Here is a 20,016-nt window from a genome sequence, read left to right on the forward strand (position 1 = left end):
AAACAATTGATGTTATCTAGAGACTTAAAAAGTAGCATGTTTCGGGTTGTCATCATGTTGCCCAGGACAGTAACGAAATCCCTGTTAAAAACCTTTGATTATAAGAAATTCGTGAATGTGGACGAAATAATTTTAGGATGCCCTAGTCCTTACAAAATTGGTAAAGCCTCTGCTACGGCAACTACAGGTATCCAAGGTTTCCAATCCATAGGATTATGCGGATTTTGAAGCAAATAGGGACTGGATTTATAAATAAGGTCATAGGTGAATTCATAAGCCTTATCAGTAGCTTACTCATTGTTTTCCGTTTTACCAAAATTCCCAAAGGATATATAATCCGAATAGGAAAATCAACGAAAAGCTTTTAGTTAGCTTCATAAAAAAAGGGAATTATTGTACCGTTGTACGGGGGGTGGGACCATTTTTTAATCACCATATTTTGTCTTTCCAAAATATATTGTGTGAATACTATTAATTAACTTGTTTAACCCGCAAAGAATTAGCAATTTGGCATAAATTGAATACTTCTAAAATACATCAAATGAAACTATGTAGGTTTTTTCTAATATTCCTATGCTTTTACAACTTAGAAACAAACGGTCAACAATTAAATGATTATAAGCTCTGGCTGAAATATGAACAAATTACCGATTCCAAATTATCGGCTTCCTACAAAGATATAAGCTCCAAAATAGTTGTTGGCGAGAGCACGCCTTCGCTACTTAATGCCAAAGAAGAACTAGCGCTGGCCCTGCCTCAAATGCTTGGTACGGACATCGAGTTTTTGAGTGCGATCGATAAGGGCAACGCCCTGATCGTGGACGTTTATCAGAATCTACCGGTAGACCTTAAATCGGCCGTATCCAAGGAAATGATGGATGTAAAAGGCGATGGTTTCGTTTTGAAATCTGTCAAATTAACAAATAAAAAAGTTACGGTAATCACCGCCAAAACGGATCTTGGGGTTCTTTATGGTACATTCAGATTTCTACATCTTATGCAGTCCCAACATCTCCTCGATGATTTAAAAGTTGTAGACAATCCTAAATTGGACATTCGAATGCTCAACCACTGGGACAATCTGGATCGTTCAGTGGAAAGGGGCTATGCGGGATTCTCACTTTGGAACTGGCAAAAATTACCTGAATATGTAGACCAACGCTATATTGACTATGCCAGGGCCAATGCCTCCGTTGGAATAAACGCTACCGCACTTACCAATGTTAATGCAAACGCCTTGATTCTTACGCCCATGTATCTTGAAAAAGTAAAGGCCTTGGCAGATATCTTTAGGAGCTATGGCATCAAAGTATATTTGACAGCACGTTTCTCCGCTCCTATGGAAATCGGTGGACTGGAAACTGCGGATCCCTTAAATGCCCAAGTACAACAATGGTGGAAAGATAAGGCCAAAGAAATATATACAATCGTTCCAGACTTTGGTGGTTTTTTGGTTAAGGCCAATTCCGAAGGACAGCCCGGACCCCAAAATTATGGTAGAAATCATGTTGACGGTGCCAATATGATGGCAGAGGCCGTAAAACCTTTTGGGGGCAATGTCATTTGGCGTGCCTTTGTGTATTCAGAACATGACGATACGGATCGAGCAAAGCAGGCCTATGACGAGTTTTTACCGTATGACGGTAACTTTATGGACAACGTTTTGGTGCAGGTAAAAAATGGCCCTATAGACTTTCAACCAAGGGAGCCCTTTCATCCTATGTTCGGTGCCATGAAAAAGACACCGCTAATAATGGAGTTTCAGATAACCCAAGAATACTTGGGGTTCAGCACTCATTTGGTGTATTTGCCCAAACTTTTCGAAGAAGTCTTGGACGCCGATACTTTTCAGAAAGGGGAAGGTTCTACTGTAGCAAAAGTCATAGACGGAAGCCTCTATGGGAACAAACTGACAGGTATGGCGGGAGTCTCCAACATTGGTACTGATATCAATTGGACAGGCCACCCTTTTGCACAGGCCAATTGGTACGGTTTTGGACGTTTGGCCTGGGACCCTTACCTAAGCGCGAACACCATCGCAGAGGAATGGCTAAGGGCCACCTATTCCAATGAAGAGGAATTTGTGGATCCGATAAAGGAAATGATGCTAGATTCTAGGGAAGCGGTAGTTAACTATATGAATCCGCTTGGTCTGCACCACATATTCGATACCGGTCACCATTACGGACCGGGTCCTTGGGTCGACAATCTAGGTAGACCGGATTGGAACCCTGTTTATTATCATAAAGCCGATTCATTAGGAGTTGGTTTTGACAGAACGCCAAGCGGAAGCAATGCCACAGAGCAATACGCATCCGAAATTGCCGTGCAGTATAATGACCCAAAAACCATACCTCAGGAATACCTGTTGTGGTTTCATCACCTACCTTGGGATTATAAATTGGAAAATGGTGAAATTCTTTGGGATGCCATCGCATTAAAATATCAGGAAGGTGTGGACCAGGTAACACAAATGATCAAAACATGGGATCGTATGAAACCTTATCTTTCTGAAAATGAGTACAAAGAGGTGTCCATGTTATTGGAAATCCAATTGAAGGAAGCAAAATGGTGGCGAGATGCCTGTCTCCTCTACTTTCAGACCTTTTCCAATCGTCCTTTGCCCACAGGTGTAGAAAGGCCCACGAAATCCTTGGAATATTTTAAATCCTTAAAGTTCCCATTTGCACCGGGAATACGTCCTAGATGGGATTAAATTATTGATGTAAGTTAGAAACAAGGTACTACGGCTACGGATTGGCGGCCAAAGATTCCTGTTAGTTCTATACTAAAAAACCTCAGTTTTTAGATGTGATTTTTGTATGCAGATCAAAATGGTAAATTGTACTACCTCAAATACTGAATTTCAAATTTCGAATTGAATATATATTAAGTATTTTGTAGAGTACAAATAAAAAGAGGTTTACAAAAAATAATTTGTAAACCTCTGATAATCAAGTCGGGGTGGCAGGATTCGAACCTGCGACCTCCTGCTCCCAAAGCAGGCGCGATAACCGGGCTACGCTACACCCCGAGGCTATCTTAAATTAAAAGAAATTGCGGAGAGAATGGGACTCGAACCCATGCGACACTTGCGCGTCGACAGATTAGCAATCTGCTCCGTTACCACTCCGGCACCTCTCCAATAATCTATTTTCAGGAACGTTCGCTCAAATTGCGGATGCAAATGTAAATTTTACCGTAGAAGCACGCAACTATTTTACTAGGTTTTTTAAAAAAAAATAAACGGTCTGTCATTCAGGATATTCTACCCTTAAATGGTAAATATTGGTCAGTTTTTGCTTGAAGATTTTCTTGATGATTTCAATCTCCTTAAAGGTGATGTTCGCATTTATGAATTGATTGGCTTTCATTTGTCCTGCAATTATCTTATCTACAAATTCATCAATCATGGTATAGGTGGGATCCTTTAGGCTTTTTGAGGCTGCTTCTACAGAATCTGCCATCATCAATATGGCCGTTTCTTTTGAAAATGGAAGAGGGCCTGGATATTTAAAATCCTCTTCATTGATATTTATTTCCAAGTCCCTCTCCTTCTTATAGAAATAGTAAACGTATGTAGTTCCATGATGGGATCTAATAAAATCGATAATACGATCAGGTAATTTATTTTTTCTTGCTATCTCTATGCCCTTTATAACATGTCCAATAATAATCTTGGCACTTTCTCTAGGAGTGATTTCGTCATGGGGGTTCACATTGGTAATCTGGTTTTCGGTGAAATAGGTAGGGTTGTTCATTTTACCTATATCGTGGTAGAGTGCCCCTACCCTTACCAACATGGCATTTGCCCCAATTTCATTGGCCGCGGATTCTGCGAGATTGGCTACTTGAAGGGAATGGTTAAACGTACCAGGGGCTTTGTTGGATAATTCTTTTAATAACTTTGAATTGGTATCCGAAAGTTCCAACAAGGAGACGTCGGATACTAGACCAAAGACTTTTTCATAAATATAAATCAAGGGCTGTACGAACAAGGTTATCATACCATTGAGTAAGAAAAGCCCTAGTGTATACCATGAGATATTACTGAGGTTGCCTTCGTGTATTATGTGAAATGCCAAATACCCCACTACATAAATAGAAATAATCTGTCCTATAGAAATAAATAGATTGGCCCGTTTATACAATTCAGAAACTGTTAAAATGGTAACAATACCCGTAATAATCTGAAGGAAGATATATTCAAAACTATTGGGTACTACAAACCCTAAAATCAGTACGGTCAGTACATGGGCGAATAGCCCCAATCTCGCATCAAAGAAGGTTTTTAGAATTAAGGGTAGTATACATAACGGCACTACGAACACCAAGGAATCATCATACTTTACAACCATGGTTGTGATAAAAACCATCAGGAGGATATTGAAAAAAATGAAGGTTACTTTTGTATTGTTACCATAGATGGCTGGTCTGTATTTCTTCAGAAAAAGCAAGAGCATTAAAAGTACCAAGGCCACCAATACGGTATACCCAATAAGTATGATATAATAATTGTGAGCTGTCCATAACTCCGATTCATATTCCGACTTCAAAGACTCCAATACTTTCAGATTTTCGCCTTCTACAACCTCGCCCTTGGCAATAATTAGTTTACCTTCATCTACGGTACCTCGAGTGTAACTTATCTTAGATAAAGCGTCCTCCCGGCTCTTTTGCGTGAGGCTAACATCGTAACTGACATTTGGCTCAATAAGCTCAAAAAACAGGTCTTGAAATTCTTGGTTCAAATGGGGAATATTCTCTTCCTTTAGTTTGTTTTGAATCAAATTCCCAACATCAGAAAGCCTGTAAAACGAGGAAAATTGTTTTTTCGCGGCCGCGTTGTTCTTAACCAAAAAAACAGAACCTCCCCTAATCTGTTTAGCACTACTATCCAGTACACCATTTTGGTAGATGGAATCTAAAAGGGTTTCACCTATTTTTTTTAAAAAATCCTTTTGGGCATTTGTGTAAGCCGAATTACCAAAAATGCTCTGGAAAGAATTATCATATCGCTCGTAAACCCTGCTAACCCGCTGATGGTCGTACCTAAAATATTGTCCGCTTGTCTCTTCTATTTGCTGCTTTTCCTGAGCAATCTCGGAATCGGATTTTTTTATCGAAAAATCAAAAGGTGCATATAAGGTTTCAAATTGCCATGGTTTCCCTTTTTGAAATTCATACTTGAACTTTCCGCCTTTAGGAAAAAAGAAAACAATAAATCCTATGGAAACAAAGTATAGGAAGTACTTGTATATAAGGGATTGTTTTTTGTAAAGGTTGTCCAAACGTTCAATTTTTGCGTAGCTATTCCAAAAATAGAAAATATAAATGTACAATAAGGAATTAGGTCAATAACCAAGGTTTTGGTTTAGAATTTAGTAATTTCGTTTATATAAATTTGAAAATACATGAAATGAGCGATAGGGATCCTTGATACTTATCAAGATGTACCGATAGCTATCAAGATGGCGAAATCAAAGTTTCAAAAACTTTTGAAAACAAAGGATAATGATATGAATAATTACACCCGCCTGAACGTTACATCATGACAGATCCATTTTTAAAAAGCAATAAAAATATAAGATGAAAGAGGTTGTTTTAGTTTCTGCGGTACGAACGCCAATAGGAAGTTTTATGGGTGCCTTGTCCACAATTCCTGCTCCTAAACTTGGTGCCGCCGCGATAAAGGGAGCCCTAGAAAAAATCAATTTAAAGCCGGATATGGTGGAAGAAGTTTTAATGGGAAACGTTGTACAGGCGGGCACGGGACAAGCCCCTGCAAGACAAGCGGCTCTTTATGCAGGAATTCCGGATACCGTACCGTGTACCACGGTGAACAAAGTTTGTTCCTCCGGAATGAAGGCCGTGATGCAGGCAGCCCAAGCCATTGCCCTAGGAGATGCCTCCATCATAGTAGCGGGAGGAATGGAGAATATGAGTTTGATTCCGCATTATGCTTACTTGAGATCACCGGTGAAATTTGGTCCGTCATCCATGGTAGACGGAATGCAAAAAGATGGTTTGGTAGATGCCTATGATCAAAATGCTATGGGCGTATGTGCGGATGCCTGTGCCGTTGAATATAAATTTTCAAGGGAAGACCAAGACGCTTTCGCCGTACAGTCCTACAAAAGGTCTGCAGAAGCTTGGAAAAAAGGCCTTTTCAAAAATGAAGTTGTTCCCGTAACGGTACCTCAGCGACGTGGGGAGCCATTGATCGTTTCCGAAGATGAGGAATACAAGAACGTTTTCTTGGATAAAATCCCAAATTTAAGACCGGCATTCTCCAAGGATGGTACGGTAACGGCCGCGAATGCCTCCACCATCAATGATGGCGCCGCTGCCCTGGTATTGATGAGTGCCGAAAAAGCAAAGGAATTGAACCTAAAACCTTTAGCCTCCATTAAGGGCTATGCCGATGCCGCACAAGAACCAAAATGGTTTACGACCGCACCTGCCAAAGCTTTACCAAAGGCTTTGAATAAAGCAGGGCTTACACTTCAAGATGTTGACTTTTTTGAGTTTAACGAAGCTTTCTCAGTAGTAGGTTTGGCGAATATGAAGATATTGGGTCTTACCGATGTAAATGTAAATGTTAATGGTGGTGCCGTTTCTTTGGGACACCCATTAGGATGCTCCGGAGCACGGATTCTTGTAACACTAATACATGTTTTAGAACAAAAAAATGGAAAAATTGGTGCAGCAGCTATTTGCAATGGAGGCGGTGGTGCTTCTTCCATGATTTTGGAGCGAGCCTAAACATCCTAGAAAATAGATGCAATACGGTATTTGCCCACTAAGTGTTATTCCTTTGAGAATATCGCCCGAAGAAGCTTCGGAAATGACGAGCCAAGTACTCTTTGGAGAGCATTTTAAGATATTGGAATCCCGCAAATATTGGTCAAAAATCAGAGTTTCGTCGGACAAATGTGAGGGATGGGTACCAAATAATCAAGTACATTTTATCACCAAAGAGGAATTTATATTAATTGAAGAAAAACAGCCAATTTTTGCTACAGATCTCTTAAGCTTTGCAGGACATCCAAACGGCACACCGATTTCAATAATTTTAGGTTCCTCAATCCATTTGACCGACATTCTTAATGTAACGGTTGAAGGAAATAAGACGGAAGGGAAACAAACAAAAGAGCACATAATCAATACTGCAATAAATTACTTAAATGCGCCGGAATTAAAAGGTGGTAAAACTCCATTTGGTATAGACGCCTCTGGATTTGCACAAATGGTCTATAAAATTAACGGCTACAATTTATTACGCACCGCACAGGAACAGGCGAGACAAGGGGAAGCTCTGAGCTTTATAGAAGAATGTGAACCTGGGGATTTGGCCTTTTTCGATGATTCCTACGGACATATCAATCATGTTGGTATCGTAATGAAAAATAATTTTATCATTCATGTAAACGGTATGGTACGAATAGACAGGATAGACCATACCGGAATTTTTAATTACGATCTTAGAAATTATTCGCATCAACTAAGGGTCTTAAAAAGAATCCTATAAAAAAAGGGTCCTAAAATTATTGGACCCTTTTTATAATTTATGTTGTTTAAAGAATCATTCCCCTAGCAACTTTTTTATTCTCATGAAGTTTTCATTATCGCCCATAGCACCATAGATGTTCTTCAACTGCGTTAATATACCTTGATTGTCTGGGTTTGTTTTTAATGCGGTTTCCAAAATATCGGCACCCTGAGTGAAGAAATTATCCTTTTTTGTTTTAAGCTCGTCATACTTGGCAATGTCGGCTCTGCTATTACCCAAAGAATTCATTTCGTCAATCAAAGCGTTGCCCTGATTAACATAGGTAGTGGAAAGGTTCAAATAGGCGTTAGTGTAACTAGGATTGATTTCAATTGCCTTTTTGTATGACTCTCTAGCCTCCTCAAAATTCCCTTGCTCCATGTTGATTACACCTACATTATAGTGTAAGTCTGCATTATCAGGTGCCAATGCTATCGCTTCAGCCATTAATTCCTTGAATTTATCCTTATCGCCCAATTTAAAATATAGGTTAGCCTCGTTCAATATAAGGTTGACATCTTCTGGGTCATTAGCTCTAGCGGCTTTATATGCCTCTAAAGCTTTGTCATCCTGTCCTAATTGGGTGTAGATTAGGGCAGTATTTTTTACGATTTCAGCTTTTTTGGAAGGTGTTTTCTCATCAACTGGATCTTTATAGGTTCCAGATTTCACCATTAGGTCACGTTGCGTTTTGTCCATAATTTCCTGCTCACCGGTTTCAGTATTGGTGGCCTTATATACGATACCGCTGCCATCGTAACCTATTTCTTGAAGCTCATTGTAATATTCCAAAGCTTTTTCATAGTGTCCGCCGTTCACGGCACTGCTTGCAGCATAGTACAAATATGTAGTATCCTTTGGGCTGATTTTATAGCTCATATAAAGCTTATCGGCAGCGGATTCAAACTTTTGTTGTTCGTTATCGGATACTGCGGAGTTTACCAAATCTGCAGATATACTTGCCATGTACTGGGTTGCCTCGTTGGAGTATTTACTTTTACCGGATTGCTCTTCTATTTCCAATACCTTTTGGAAGGAATTGGCCGCAGGCTCAAATGCGGAATCATCTCCTTTTTTGGCCAAATCGGCATACACTTTTCCTCTTGTATAATAATATTGGGCCTGCATTTTTTCGTCTGCGCCAGAAATACTACCCATGGCGGCTTCAATAGAGGTTTTAGCAGCTGCCACATCCCCGTCTTTCAATGCCTTTTCGGCATCCTTTATCTCGTTTTTTTGGGCTAAACCCACCATTGCAATGGACATTGCCGCTATTATTGAAATCTTAGTTTTCATTTTTGATTCTATTAATTATTAATTAGTGTTAAATATCTTTCGGTGCAAATTTAATCAATTCCCATGCCAATTTTACTCAGGGTTCACTTCAATGTCATTAATATCGGTCCCGTCTAAGTCATCTTCTTCCTTCATAACCTTAGCTACGGCCGCGATAGAGTCATTACCTTTTATGTTGATTAATCTCACACCTTGCGTGGCCCTTCCCATAACCCGAAGGTCCTCAACGCTCATTCTTATGGCTATTCCGGATTTATTGATAATCATAAGATCATCGGAATCCGTAACATTCTTGATGGCGACCAAATTACCCGTTTTTTCGGTAATGCTGATGGTTTTTACTCCTTTTCCACCACGGTTGGTAATCCTATAATCCTCGATACTGGACCTTTTGCCATATCCATTTTCGGAAACAACAAGGAGCTCATCCTCAAAATTATGAACGGAAACCATTCCAATTACCTCGTCTTCATCGCTGTCTAGGGTAATACCACGTACACCGGATGCACTACGACCCATAGGTCTTGTTTTACTTTCCTCGAATCTAATTGCCTTACCAGATTTTAGACCCAAGAAAATTTGGCTGGTACCTGTCGTCAATTTTGCCTCCAAAAGTTCATCGCCCTCCCTAATGGTTATGGCATTGATACCGTTCTGTCTTGGACGGGAGTATTGTTCCAACAGGGTTTTTTTGACGACACCCTTTTTGGTAGCCATTATAACATAATGACTGTTCACATACTCCTCATCCTTTAGATCCTGCGTACAGATAAATGCCTTTACGGTATCATCCTGCTCAATGTTGATTAGGTTTTGTATGGCCCTTCCTTTGGAAGTTCTGCTTCCCTCCGGGATTTCAAACACACGCATCCAGAAACACTTTCCTTTTTGGGTAAAGAACAACATGTATTGATGGTTGGTCCCCACAAAAAGGTATTCCAAAAAGTCCTCGTTTCTTGTAGATGAGGCCTTTTGACCAACACCGCCCCTATTTTGGGTCTTATATTCCGATAGTGGGGTTCTTTTGATATAACCGGCCCTAGAGATAGTAATGACTACCTGTTCATCGGGTATCATATCCTCCATACTCAAGTCCCCACCGGCAAAATTAATTTCCGAACGGCGTTCATCACCATATTTTTCCTTTACCTCAAGAAGCTCTTCCTTGATGATTTGCATTCTCCGCTCTTTTTTGGCGAGAATATCCTTTAAGTCGGCAATGGTCTTAATGATTTCCTCATATTCAGAACGCAACTTGTCCTGTTCCAGACCTGTCAATTGACGCAACCTCATTTCAACGATTGCCTTGGCCTGAATTTCTGTAAGCTTGAATCGCTCCATGAGGTTTTCACGGGCCTCATCGGCATTGGAAGAAGCTCTAATGATAGCGATTACCTCATCGATATTATCAGATGCAATGATCAAGCCTTCCAAGATATGCGCCCTATCTTCGGCCTTTTTCAGCTCAAATTCGGTACGTCTAACTACCACCTCATGACGATGTTCCACGAAATAGTGGATCATGTCCTTTACATTCAGTAATTGCGGCCTTCCATTGACCAAAGCAATGTTGTTTACGCTAAAGGAAGTCTGTAAAGCGGTATACTTAAAAAGCGTATTTAAGACAATATTGGGTATCGCATCCCTTTTCAACATGTAAACGACGCGCATACCTTTTCGGTCGGATTCGTCCCTAATGTTGGAAATCCCCTCTATTTTCTTCTCGTTGATAAGGTCGGCCGTCTTTTTGATCATATCCGCCTTGTTCACCTGATACGGAATCTCGGTAACAATGATACATTCACGCCCTTGAACCTCCTCAAAATGAGCCTTCGCCCGCATGACTATTCTACCTCTACCCGTATGGAATGCCTCTTTTACGCCGTCATATCCATAAATTATCCCCCCGGTTGGAAAATCCGGAGCCTTTATATGGGTGATCAACTCATCAACTTCTATATCGTTGTTGTCGATGAAGGCCACTGTTCCGTCCACTACCTCGGCAAGATTGTGCGGGGGCATATTTGTGGCCATACCTACGGCAATACCCGATGCTCCGTTCACCAATAAGTTTGGTATACGGGTAGGCAGTACCGTGGGTTCCTGTAGAGAATCGTCAAAATTCAATTGGTGGTCTACGGTATCCTTATCGATATCCGCTAACATTTCGTCAGCGATCTTGCGCATGCGCGCTTCGGTATATCGCATTGCGGCCGGACTATCTCCGTCCACCGAGCCAAAGTTACCCTGACCATCGATCAACATATAGCGCAAACTCCAATCTTGGGCCATTCTCACCATAGTGTCGTAAACGGAAGTATCGCCGTGGGGATGGTATTTACCCAATACCTCACCCACAATACGTGCCGATTTCTTATGGGCACTTGTACTTCTTACCCCAAGTTCGTGCATTCCAAAAAGCACCCTTCTATGTACCGGTTTTAGACCATCTCGCACATCTGGCAGTGCCCGTGACACTATGACCGACATTGAATAATCAATGTAGGCAGATTTCATTTCTTCTTCTATGTTGATAGGAATCAATTTTTCTCCTTCAGCCATGGTAAATTTTTAATTGTTTTTTATTCGTAAAAAAGCATGCCAATATACGGAAAATAGAGGGGTTGAAAGAACTGAACGAAGTATTTATTCAATATTTTATCAACATAAAACCTAGGTGCATTGGTTGATAATTATACCGACACGTACTTTGATTTGGTGAACTTTTTTCGTCATTTAGAACAACTTTAACGAATATAGGTACGGTATTTGCCCATGATTCATTGATATTTAGTAATTTTATAGTTGATAATTCAATATATGGACGACAATTTTTCACCTAGAGTAAAAGATGTAATTGCCTACAGTAAAGAGGAAGCTTTACGGCTCGGTCATGATTTTATTGGAACGGAGCATTTGATGTTGGGCCTTTTGAGGGATGGCAGTGGAAAAGCAATAAGTATTTTGGATGCCCTGGACGTAGACTTAGATCATTTACGTAGAAAGGTAGAAATACTTAGTCCTTCCAACCCAAATGCAGGGAACGTTCAAAAAGATAAGAAAAATCTTCATTTGACGAGACAGGCGGAAAGAGCATTAAAAACGACATTTTTGGAGGCAAAACTTTTCCAAAGCTCATCGATCAATACGGCGCATTTACTGCTTTGCATCCTACGGAACGAAAATGACCCTACGACCAAACTGCTCCACAAGTTGAAAGTGGATTACGATGGGGTCAAGGAGCAATTCAAGTTTATGATCACCAGCGATGACGAAATCGTGGATTCACCTACTTCTGAATCCTTCCCAAGTGATTCCGATGAATCCAATGAAGGTAAGGAAAGTACTTTTGGGACCAATTCTGGGAACAAAGGCTCCAAAAAATCCAAAACCCCGGTTTTGGATAATTTTGGAAGGGATCTTACCCTAATGGCCGAAGAAAACAGATTGGACCCCGTTGTTGGTAGGGAAAAGGAAATAGAGCGGGTTTCCCAAATTTTAAGTAGAAGAAAAAAGAACAATCCACTGTTGATCGGTGAACCCGGTGTGGGTAAAAGTGCCATTGCAGAAGGCTTGGCCCTACGCATTATAAACAAAAAAGTATCCCGTATCCTTTATAACAAACGGGTAGTAACCTTGGATTTGGCTTCACTTGTGGCTGGTACAAAATACCGTGGCCAATTTGAGGAACGTATGAAGGCCGTTATGAACGAATTGGAAAAGAACGATGACGTCATTCTGTTCATAGACGAAATCCATACCATTGTGGGCGCTGGAGGTGCTACCGGTAGTTTGGACGCTTCCAATATGTTCAAACCTGCCTTGGCAAGGGGCGAGATTCAATGTATAGGAGCCACCACCTTGGACGAATACAGGCAATATATTGAAAAAGATGGCGCCTTGGAGCGCAGGTTCCAGAAGGTTATCGTTGAACCTACCAGCGTTGAGGAAACCATTGAGATATTGCACAATATTAAAGGTAAATACGAAGACCACCATAATGTCAGCTATACGGATGAAGCCATTGAAGCTTGTGTAAAACTGACCAGCAGATATATGACCGATAGATTCCTTCCGGACAAGGCGATTGACGCCCTGGACGAGGCAGGATCTAGGGTACATATCGTAAATATGGACGTACCAAAACAGATTCTTGAACTTGAGAAGAAACTGGAAGATGTGCGGGAACTAAAGAATTCCGTGGTCAAAAAGCAGAAATACGAGGAGGCCGCCAAATTGAGGGACGATGAAAAAAGGCTCGAAAAAGATTTGGCCATAGCCCAGGAAAAATGGGAAGACGAAAGCAAGCTTCACAAAGAGACCGTTACCGAGGACAATGTAGCCGATGTGGTTTCTATGATGAGCGGCATCCCCGTTAATAGAATTGCGCAGACAGAGAGCAACAAATTGGCAGGATTGCCCAAGCTCATAAAAGCGAACGTAATTGGACAGGACGAAGCAGTTGCCAAGGTATCGAAGGCCATTCAAAGAAATAGGGCCGGTCTAAAAGATCCTAACAAACCTATTGGTTCCTTCATATTCTTAGGACAGACAGGTGTTGGAAAAACACAGTTGGCCAAGGTTATGGCTAAAGAACTTTTTGATTCCGAGGATGCCCTTATACGCATCGATATGAGCGAATACATGGAAAAGTTCGCCATATCAAGATTGGTAGGTGCACCTCCGGGATATGTTGGCTACGAAGAAGGTGGCCAATTGACCGAAAAGGTGCGAAGGAAACCCTATTCCGTTATTTTGTTGGACGAGGTTGAAAAAGCCCATCCAGACGTATTCAATATGTTGTTACAAGTGTTGGATGATGGTTACCTTACCGATAGTCTTGGTAGAAAAATCGACTTTAGGAATACCATTATTATCATGACCTCCAACATTGGGGCACGTCAATTAAAGGATTTTGGTCAAGGTGTCGGGTTTGGAACTGCGGCCAAAAAGGAACAAGCGGATTCCCATCAGAAAGGTGTCATTGAAAATGCGCTTAAGAAGGCCTTTGCTCCGGAATTCTTGAACAGAATCGATGACGTTATAGTATTCAATCCTTTGGAAAGGGAGCATATACATCAAATTATCGATATCGAACTTTCCAAATTGTACAAACGTATCAAAGGCATTGGTTACGAATTAGTATTGTCAGAAACCGCGAAGGACTACATAGCCGAAAAAGGCTTTGACAAGCAATACGGGGCAAGACCTTTAAAAAGGGCCATCCAGAAGTATATAGAGGATGCCTTGGCCGAGGAAATTGTCAATTCCAAATTGGAGGAAGGGGATACAATTACCATGGATTTGGATGAGAAAAATGAGGAGCTTACCATTAAAATCGATAAGCCCCAGGAATCTCCAAAATCCGAATAAGTAAAATACAATTTCAAAAATATGAAAGGGCATCCAAGTAGGATGCCCTTTGTTTTTTAAATGAAATACATCAACCTTCGTAAGAATTAAAACACAAGCCCTTTCGCCGCTTCGTATTACGTGCGATATTTACGCTTTTAATCTAATAATTTATTCCGTGGAGGATAATCGGTATATTTTCGTTCCAGACACTATAATGAATATAAAATGAAGGTAGGATCTGTGAACAAAAAGATCATCGTGCGCGAGTACAACCTGGAGGTTGGAAAAATTCAGGTTTTTGACGATTATATGGTATCCATTTTTGATGAAGGAGCCACGTTAACTTTAGAGAGGGCATATCAAATCATTGGGATTTCTGAAATCCATTTTAGGGATAAAAACTTCGGCTTTATCAGTCTAAGAAAAAATTCCTATGCCATAGACCCCACGATATACAGCTATTTAAAAGAATTGGAAAACTTGAAGGCATTTGCTATCGTATCCGTAAAGGAAATCGATATGCACAATTTCAAAATCGAAAAACTCTTTTATAAAAAGCCGATGAAGTTTTTCATTGAATACGAAAATGCGCTTAAATGGGTTAAAAGAAGGATCAGCGCCAAGTAAAGGTTTAACTTTCCTTTTCAGGGGTATCCGGACGCTCCTGCTCCGGTACCCTGAACAAATCCAAAAAAGCACTCCCAATGCCTTCTATAATATCCGAAGCAATCAATGCCTGATATCCCGTGTTTTCTACGGATATATCTCCCGATTTTCCATGGATGTAAACCCCAAAAATAGCCGCTTGCAAACTGGAATAGCCTTGTGCGATTAGTCCGGTAATGATACCGGTAAGGGCATCACCACTGCCCGCGGTGGCCATCCCTGGATTTCCAGTAGTATTGATGTACCCCCTACCCTCAAAAAAAGTGATGCTGTGAGCTCCTTTGACTATAAGGACAACTTTTCGCTTATCCGTAAACTGTCTTACCTTTTCCAACTTTTCAAAATCGTCCTTCCACTTCCCCACTAACCGCTCCAATTCCATTGGATGTGGTGTTAAAATGGAATTCTCTGGTATAAAATCCATCAGGTCCTGATTCTTGGAAAGGATGTTCAACGCGTCAGCATCCAAGACAAGTGGTAGTTTATTTCCCTTTAAGAAATGCTCCAATGCCTTTACGGTTTTGTCATGTATACCCATTCCTATTCCCAAACCAATGACCGTTGGCTTCATGTCGAATTCAATAGCTTCGATAGCCTCTTTGCCATTTGTTAGGACCATCACCTCTGGTATCGCTGTCTGTAAAATTGCATATCCACATTCCGGAACGTACGCCGTCACCAAACCGCTGCCCGCTTTCAATGCGGCCCTGCTCGTCAAAATGACCGCGCCCATCTTTCCATAACTACCTCCCACAATGAGGGCATGTCCGTAAGTACCCTTGTGCGAGTATTTTGTCCGAGGCCGATAAAACTGAAGAACCTCGTTCTTAGAAATCAGTTCGAAATCTGTTTTCTCGTTCATCAAGAATTCCGCATCCAGACCAATATCCAAAACCTCCCATTGTTCCACATATATTCCGGTTTCGGGAAGAAAGAAAACCAATTTTGGCACTTGAAAACTTAGCACATAATTGGCCTTTATTACAGCTTCTTTGTCCTCTGGAACACTGTCCGTAAACAACCCGGATGGAATATCTACCGAAAGGATAAACGCCTTGGAAGTATTCAAATGCTGGATTATTTTTGCTACCCAAGCATCGGGCGTTCTGTTCAACCCAATCCCAAAAATGGCATCCACGATAATATCGTTAGGATGTATTTCCGGTAGATCGCTATCGGCATCCATATAAATGGGCCAAATTTTCCGGTCTTTCAATCGGTCCAAATTTGTCAGGAAATCCTTGAATCGTTTATCGCTATACTTAACAACGTACACAGCAATGTCATATCCATGCTCGAACAAGTGCCTGGCAAGCGCAATACCATCGCCCCCGTTATTCCCAATGCCACAAAACAGATGGATCTTTACCGGTGCCCCCTGCATCCTAAAGTGCATCCAATTAAAGATTTGGGTAGCGGCCCGCTCCATAAGGGCATCACTTGTTATCTGTTGTTTTTCAATAGTAAATGTATCGGCTTTATAAATTTGGGCGGCGGTAAAAACCTTCATAATAGTTTTGGATTGAATTAAAAAGTAACGATCCCATAAAAAATTGTGGAAACGTTTGAATAGCTAGCCAAATGTACTACTTTTGAGCCTCATCAAAGTAAATATCCCAAAAGGACATAATGCTTGTATCCAATACAATAAAAAACCAATTTCTTACACGTACCGTGTACACCACCCCTATGGGGTAATAATTATACACCTCCGTTATAGTGTTTTTCAACACGATTCCCATAAAGTCAATTTATACATTATTCTAGCATGAAAGTCTTGAAATTTGGCGGCTCTTCCGTAGCCAGCCCAGAAAATATCATAAAAATCAAAAACATCCTTTTGGCCTATAATGACCCGATCATTGTAGTGGTATCCGCCTTTGGAGGAGTGACGGACCAACTACTTCAAGCAGGTGAGATGGCGGCCAAGGAACAAACCGGATATAAGGATATCCTCAGTGAAATCGAGACCAGACATTTGGATACCGTTAAGGAACTGATTCCCATAACCGCGCAAAGCAAGGTGCTTAGCAAGGTAAAGTCTGAATTGAACATCCTGGAAACCCTATTGGAAGGTGCTTATTTTATTGGTGAGATTACACCTAAGCTTTCCGATAAAATCGTAAGTTTTGGGGAACTGTTATCGTCGTATATCATCAGCGAGTATTTGGCTTCGGAAGGTCTGGACGCCGTTTACAAGGACAGTCGGGAACTGATCAAAACCTTTAAGCTTGCCGGTAAAAATGTGGTGGACTTTACGTTGACCGATGCCAATTGCAAGGAATTTTTCAAAAACAACGGGGCTTCCATAACCGTTTGCCCGGGATTCATCGCCACTTCCAAAAATAATGACATAACCACATTGGGCAGGGGCGGTTCCGATTATACCGCGGCCATCTATGCCGCCGCTTTGGAAGCTGATGTTTTGGAGATTTGGACGGATGTGAGCGGCATGTACACCGCCAATCCAAAAATGGTAAAGCAGGCCAAGGCGATTACCCATATTTCCTATGAGGAAGCCATGGAACTTTCGCATTTTGGCGCTAAAGTCCTTTATCCTCCAACGATACAGCCTGTTCTGTCCAAAGGCATTTCGATACTCATAAAAAATACCTTCAAGCCAGAAGAGGAAGGAACCCTGATAACAAAATCTAGGAACGAAGGCGGAAAGACCGTACGCGGTATCAGCCACATTGGCAATATGGCACTACTTTCCTTGGAAGGTCCAGGAATGGTGGGTATACCCGGAATTTCAAAACGATTTTTCGAGGTCTTGTCACAGGCCGATATCAGTGTCGTGCTCATTACCCAGGCCTCTTCAGAGCACTCCATTTGCGTAGGGGTTTCGGCGGATGATGTTGAAAAATCCGTTGAAGTCGTAAACGAGGCGTTTGCCTACGAAATAGAGAGGGGAAAGATCAAGGAAGTGATACCGGAAAAGGGACTGGCCATTGTGGCACTCGTAGGCGACAACATGAAGAGCCACCAAGGACTCAGTGGAAAATTGTTCAGTACGCTGGGTAAGAACAATGTGAATATTAGGGTAATCGCCCAAGGTGCCTCAGAACGTAATATATCCTGTGTCATCAACGAGAAGGATGTAAAAAAGGCCCTAAATGCCCTTCACGAGGAGTTTTTCGAGGAAAACGTAAAGCAGCTCAATCTTTTCGTCATGGGTGTTGGAAACGTTGGAGCCAAGTTCCTGAACCAAATAAAATCGCAGGAAAAATATCTAAAAAAGAATTTAAAGCTGAATGTTCGGGTGGTTGGCATATCCAACTCCAGGACCATGCATTTCGATGAAAAAGGAATTCCGTTGAATACGTGGCAAGATACTTTGTTGACCGGACAAAAGGCAGATAAGCAGCTTTTTATCGATAGGGTCAACGACCTCAATCTCCGTAACAGCATTTTTGTGGACAACACGGCGAGTGCGGAAATAGCGGGCACCTACGCCGATTTTTTGAGCAACAGCATATCCGTGGTAACGTGTAACAAAATTGCCTGCTCATCGGAATACAACAATTATGCACGCCTAAAATCCCTTGCCAGGGAATACAACGCGCCTTTCTTGTTCGAGACCAATGTGGGTGCGGGACTGCCTATCCTGGACACCTTGAAAAACCTCATAGCTTCAGGGGACAAGGTGCTTAAAATTCAGGCGGTTCTGTCAGGTAGCCTGAACTTCGTGTTTAATAATTTCAATGACTCCAATACCTTTCACGACATCGTAAAAAGGGCCCAAGAAGAGGGGTACACGGAGCCCGACCCAAAGATAGACCTAAGCGGTATCGACGTGATGCGGAAAATTCTCATCTTGGCTCGTGAAAGCGGTTATGTTTTGGAAATTGGAGACATAGAGAACAAATCCTTTCTGCCCAAAGAAAGTCTGGATACCACGAACAACGATGATTTCTTTACATCCTTGGTAACGTATGAGTCGGATTTTCAGAAAATATATGCCGATGCCAAAGCGAAAAACTGTAAGCTTAAATATGTGGCCCAGTTTGAAAATGGCAAAGCCAGCGTAGGACTTCAGGAAATTCCAGAAGGCCATGATTTTTATAACCTGGAAGGAAGTGACAATATCGTTTTGTTCTTTACCGAAAGATACAAGAACCTTCCCCTGATCATCAAGGGCGCGGGAGCAGGTTCCGATGTAACGGCGTCGGGTATTTTTGCGGATATTATTAGAATAGGTAACTTTTAATTATGGACGAAGTAAAGGTGTTCTGCCCGGCGACCATCGCCAATATTTCCTGCGGATTCGATGTTCTTGGCGTAGCCTTGGATTCGGTAGGGGATGAAATGGTCGTTCGAAAGACCGAAAAAAAAGGAGTTTTTATAACCAAAATTGAAGGACAGAATTTACCCCTTGAAACACAAAATAATGTAGCAGGTGTCGCAGGTCTTGCCTTATTGGAAAAAGCCGATTACGCCGGAGGTTTTGAAATCGAAATAAATAAAAAAATAAAACCTGGAAGCGGCATAGGTAGTAGTGCGGCAAGTTCTACGGGAGCGGTTTGGGCCATGAACCATTTATTGGGAAACCCTTTTTCAAAAACCGATCTGGTCACCTTCGCCATGGAAGGGGAACGCCTGGCCAGTGACGTAGCCCATGCGGACAATGTAGCACCGGCGCTGTTTGGCGGTTTTACACTGGTACGAAGCTATTCCCCTTTGGACATTGTACCCATAAAAGCACCCGAAGAATTGTTTGCATCGGTCATACATCCGCAAATCGAGATAAAAACATCAGACTCCAGAAAAATTTTAAAGACTACATTATCCCTTCAAACCGCCATAAAACAATGGGGAAATGTAGGCGGATTGATTGCCGGTCTATTGCAAAATGACTACGAGTTGATAGGTCGTTCCTTGGAAGATCATATCGTTGAGCCCATACGCTCTATCTTAATTCCTGGTTTTGATAGAGTGAAGAAAGCATCGCTAGAAGCTGGGGCCTTGGGCGCTGGAATTTCAGGGTCGGGACCTTCCATCTTCGCTTTGAGTCATGGAAGGGAAAATGCAGAAAAAGTTGCCCGGGCGATGAAAGAAGTGTATCAAGAAATAGGTGTGGAGCATGATATACATGTATCCAAAATTAACCATGAAGGTGTACGGACAATTTAATTCCGTGGCCTAAA

General features: G+C 41.5%; 12 protein-coding genes and 2 tRNA genes. 8 read left to right on the forward strand and 6 right to left on the reverse strand.

Translation table 11 applies throughout. The annotated features are described in order from the left end of the window. Positions 1 to 9 precede the first annotated feature (9 nt). Entirely contained in the window at positions 10 to 228 is a 219-nt protein-coding gene (locus ACZ41C_RS01510) for a hypothetical protein (RefSeq protein ID WP_154918731.1), read from the forward strand. 313 nt (positions 229 to 541) lie between these two features. After that, the gene (locus tag ACZ41C_RS01515) at positions 542 to 2,716 is read left to right on the forward strand and encodes an alpha-glucuronidase family glycosyl hydrolase (protein WP_154918730.1); all 2,175 of its coding nucleotides are present in this window, start codon (positions 542 to 544) and stop codon (positions 2,714 to 2,716) included. Positions 2,717 to 2,959: 243 nt separating this feature from the next. On the opposite strand, the gene ACZ41C_RS01520 is transcribed toward ACZ41C_RS01515, so the two are convergent. The 3 genes from ACZ41C_RS01520 to ACZ41C_RS01530 form a co-directional block, all read right to left on the reverse strand. Further along, positions 2,960 to 3,034 (reverse strand) — tRNA-Pro (locus tag ACZ41C_RS01520). Between the two features lie 26 nt (positions 3,035 to 3,060). Continuing rightward, positions 3,061 to 3,144 (reverse strand) — tRNA-Ser (locus ACZ41C_RS01525). 110 nt (positions 3,145 to 3,254) lie between these two features. After that, complete coding sequence (locus ACZ41C_RS01530) at positions 3,255 to 5,291, reverse strand: HD family phosphohydrolase (RefSeq protein ID WP_464563831.1); 2,037 nt, start codon at positions 5,289 to 5,291, stop codon at positions 3,255 to 3,257. Between the two features lie 298 nt (positions 5,292 to 5,589). Here ACZ41C_RS01530 and ACZ41C_RS01535 point away from each other — a divergent pair, with 298 nt between their 5' ends. Together ACZ41C_RS01535 and ACZ41C_RS01540 are read left to right on the forward strand one after the other, a co-directional pair. After that, positions 5,590 to 6,765 carry an acetyl-CoA C-acyltransferase gene (locus ACZ41C_RS01535; RefSeq protein ID WP_138258625.1) on the forward strand — a complete coding sequence of 392 codons (1,176 nt, stop codon included), beginning with the start codon at positions 5,590 to 5,592 and terminating at the stop codon, positions 6,763 to 6,765. A gap of 16 nt (positions 6,766 to 6,781) precedes the next feature. Continuing rightward, the gene (locus ACZ41C_RS01540) at positions 6,782 to 7,531 is read left to right on the forward strand and encodes a C40 family peptidase (protein WP_138258626.1); all 750 of its coding nucleotides are present in this window, start codon (positions 6,782 to 6,784) and stop codon (positions 7,529 to 7,531) included. Between the two features lie 54 nt (positions 7,532 to 7,585). Here the strand turns inward: ACZ41C_RS01540 and ACZ41C_RS01545 are convergent, their stop codons facing one another. Both ACZ41C_RS01545 and gyrA read right to left on the reverse strand, forming a co-directional pair. Then, positions 7,586 to 8,848 carry a tetratricopeptide repeat protein gene (locus ACZ41C_RS01545; RefSeq protein WP_138258627.1) on the reverse strand — a complete coding sequence of 421 codons (1,263 nt, stop codon included), beginning with the start codon at positions 8,846 to 8,848 and terminating at the stop codon, positions 7,586 to 7,588. Between the two features lie 72 nt (positions 8,849 to 8,920). Continuing rightward, on the reverse strand, positions 8,921 to 11,410 hold the full coding sequence (gyrA, locus tag ACZ41C_RS01550; RefSeq protein ID WP_138258628.1) for a DNA gyrase subunit A: 2,490 nt from the start codon (positions 11,408 to 11,410) through the stop codon (positions 8,921 to 8,923). Positions 11,411 to 11,668: 258 nt separating this feature from the next. Between gyrA and ACZ41C_RS01555 the strand changes: the two genes are divergently transcribed. Both ACZ41C_RS01555 and ACZ41C_RS01560 read left to right on the forward strand, forming a co-directional pair. Further along, positions 11,669 to 14,221, forward strand: a complete 2,553-nt coding sequence (locus tag ACZ41C_RS01555; protein ID WP_138258629.1) for an ATP-dependent Clp protease ATP-binding subunit — start codon at positions 11,669 to 11,671, stop codon at positions 14,219 to 14,221. A 207-nt stretch (positions 14,222 to 14,428) separates the two neighbouring features. Next, entirely contained in the window at positions 14,429 to 14,830 is a 402-nt protein-coding gene (locus ACZ41C_RS01560; protein ID WP_125222690.1) for an STAS/SEC14 domain-containing protein, read from the forward strand. A 4-nt stretch (positions 14,831 to 14,834) separates the two neighbouring features. Here the strand turns inward: ACZ41C_RS01560 and ACZ41C_RS01565 are convergent, their stop codons facing one another. Beyond that, a complete protein-coding gene (locus tag ACZ41C_RS01565; RefSeq protein ID WP_464563836.1) occupies positions 14,835 to 16,379 on the reverse strand; it encodes an NAD(P)H-hydrate dehydratase in 1,545 nt (514 codons plus the stop codon). A 258-nt stretch (positions 16,380 to 16,637) separates the two neighbouring features. Between ACZ41C_RS01565 and thrA the strand changes: the two genes are divergently transcribed. Both thrA and ACZ41C_RS01575 read left to right on the forward strand, forming a co-directional pair. Next, a complete protein-coding gene (gene thrA, locus ACZ41C_RS01570) occupies positions 16,638 to 19,079 on the forward strand; it encodes a bifunctional aspartate kinase/homoserine dehydrogenase I (RefSeq protein ID WP_464563838.1) in 2,442 nt (813 codons plus the stop codon). A gap of 2 nt (positions 19,080 to 19,081) precedes the next feature. Beyond that, the gene (locus tag ACZ41C_RS01575; protein WP_464563840.1) at positions 19,082 to 20,002 is read left to right on the forward strand and encodes a homoserine kinase; all 921 of its coding nucleotides are present in this window, start codon (positions 19,082 to 19,084) and stop codon (positions 20,000 to 20,002) included. The last annotated feature ends 14 nt before the right edge of the window (positions 20,003 to 20,016 follow it).

It is taken from the genome of Maribacter sp. C-4077 (genome assembly GCF_055378385.1).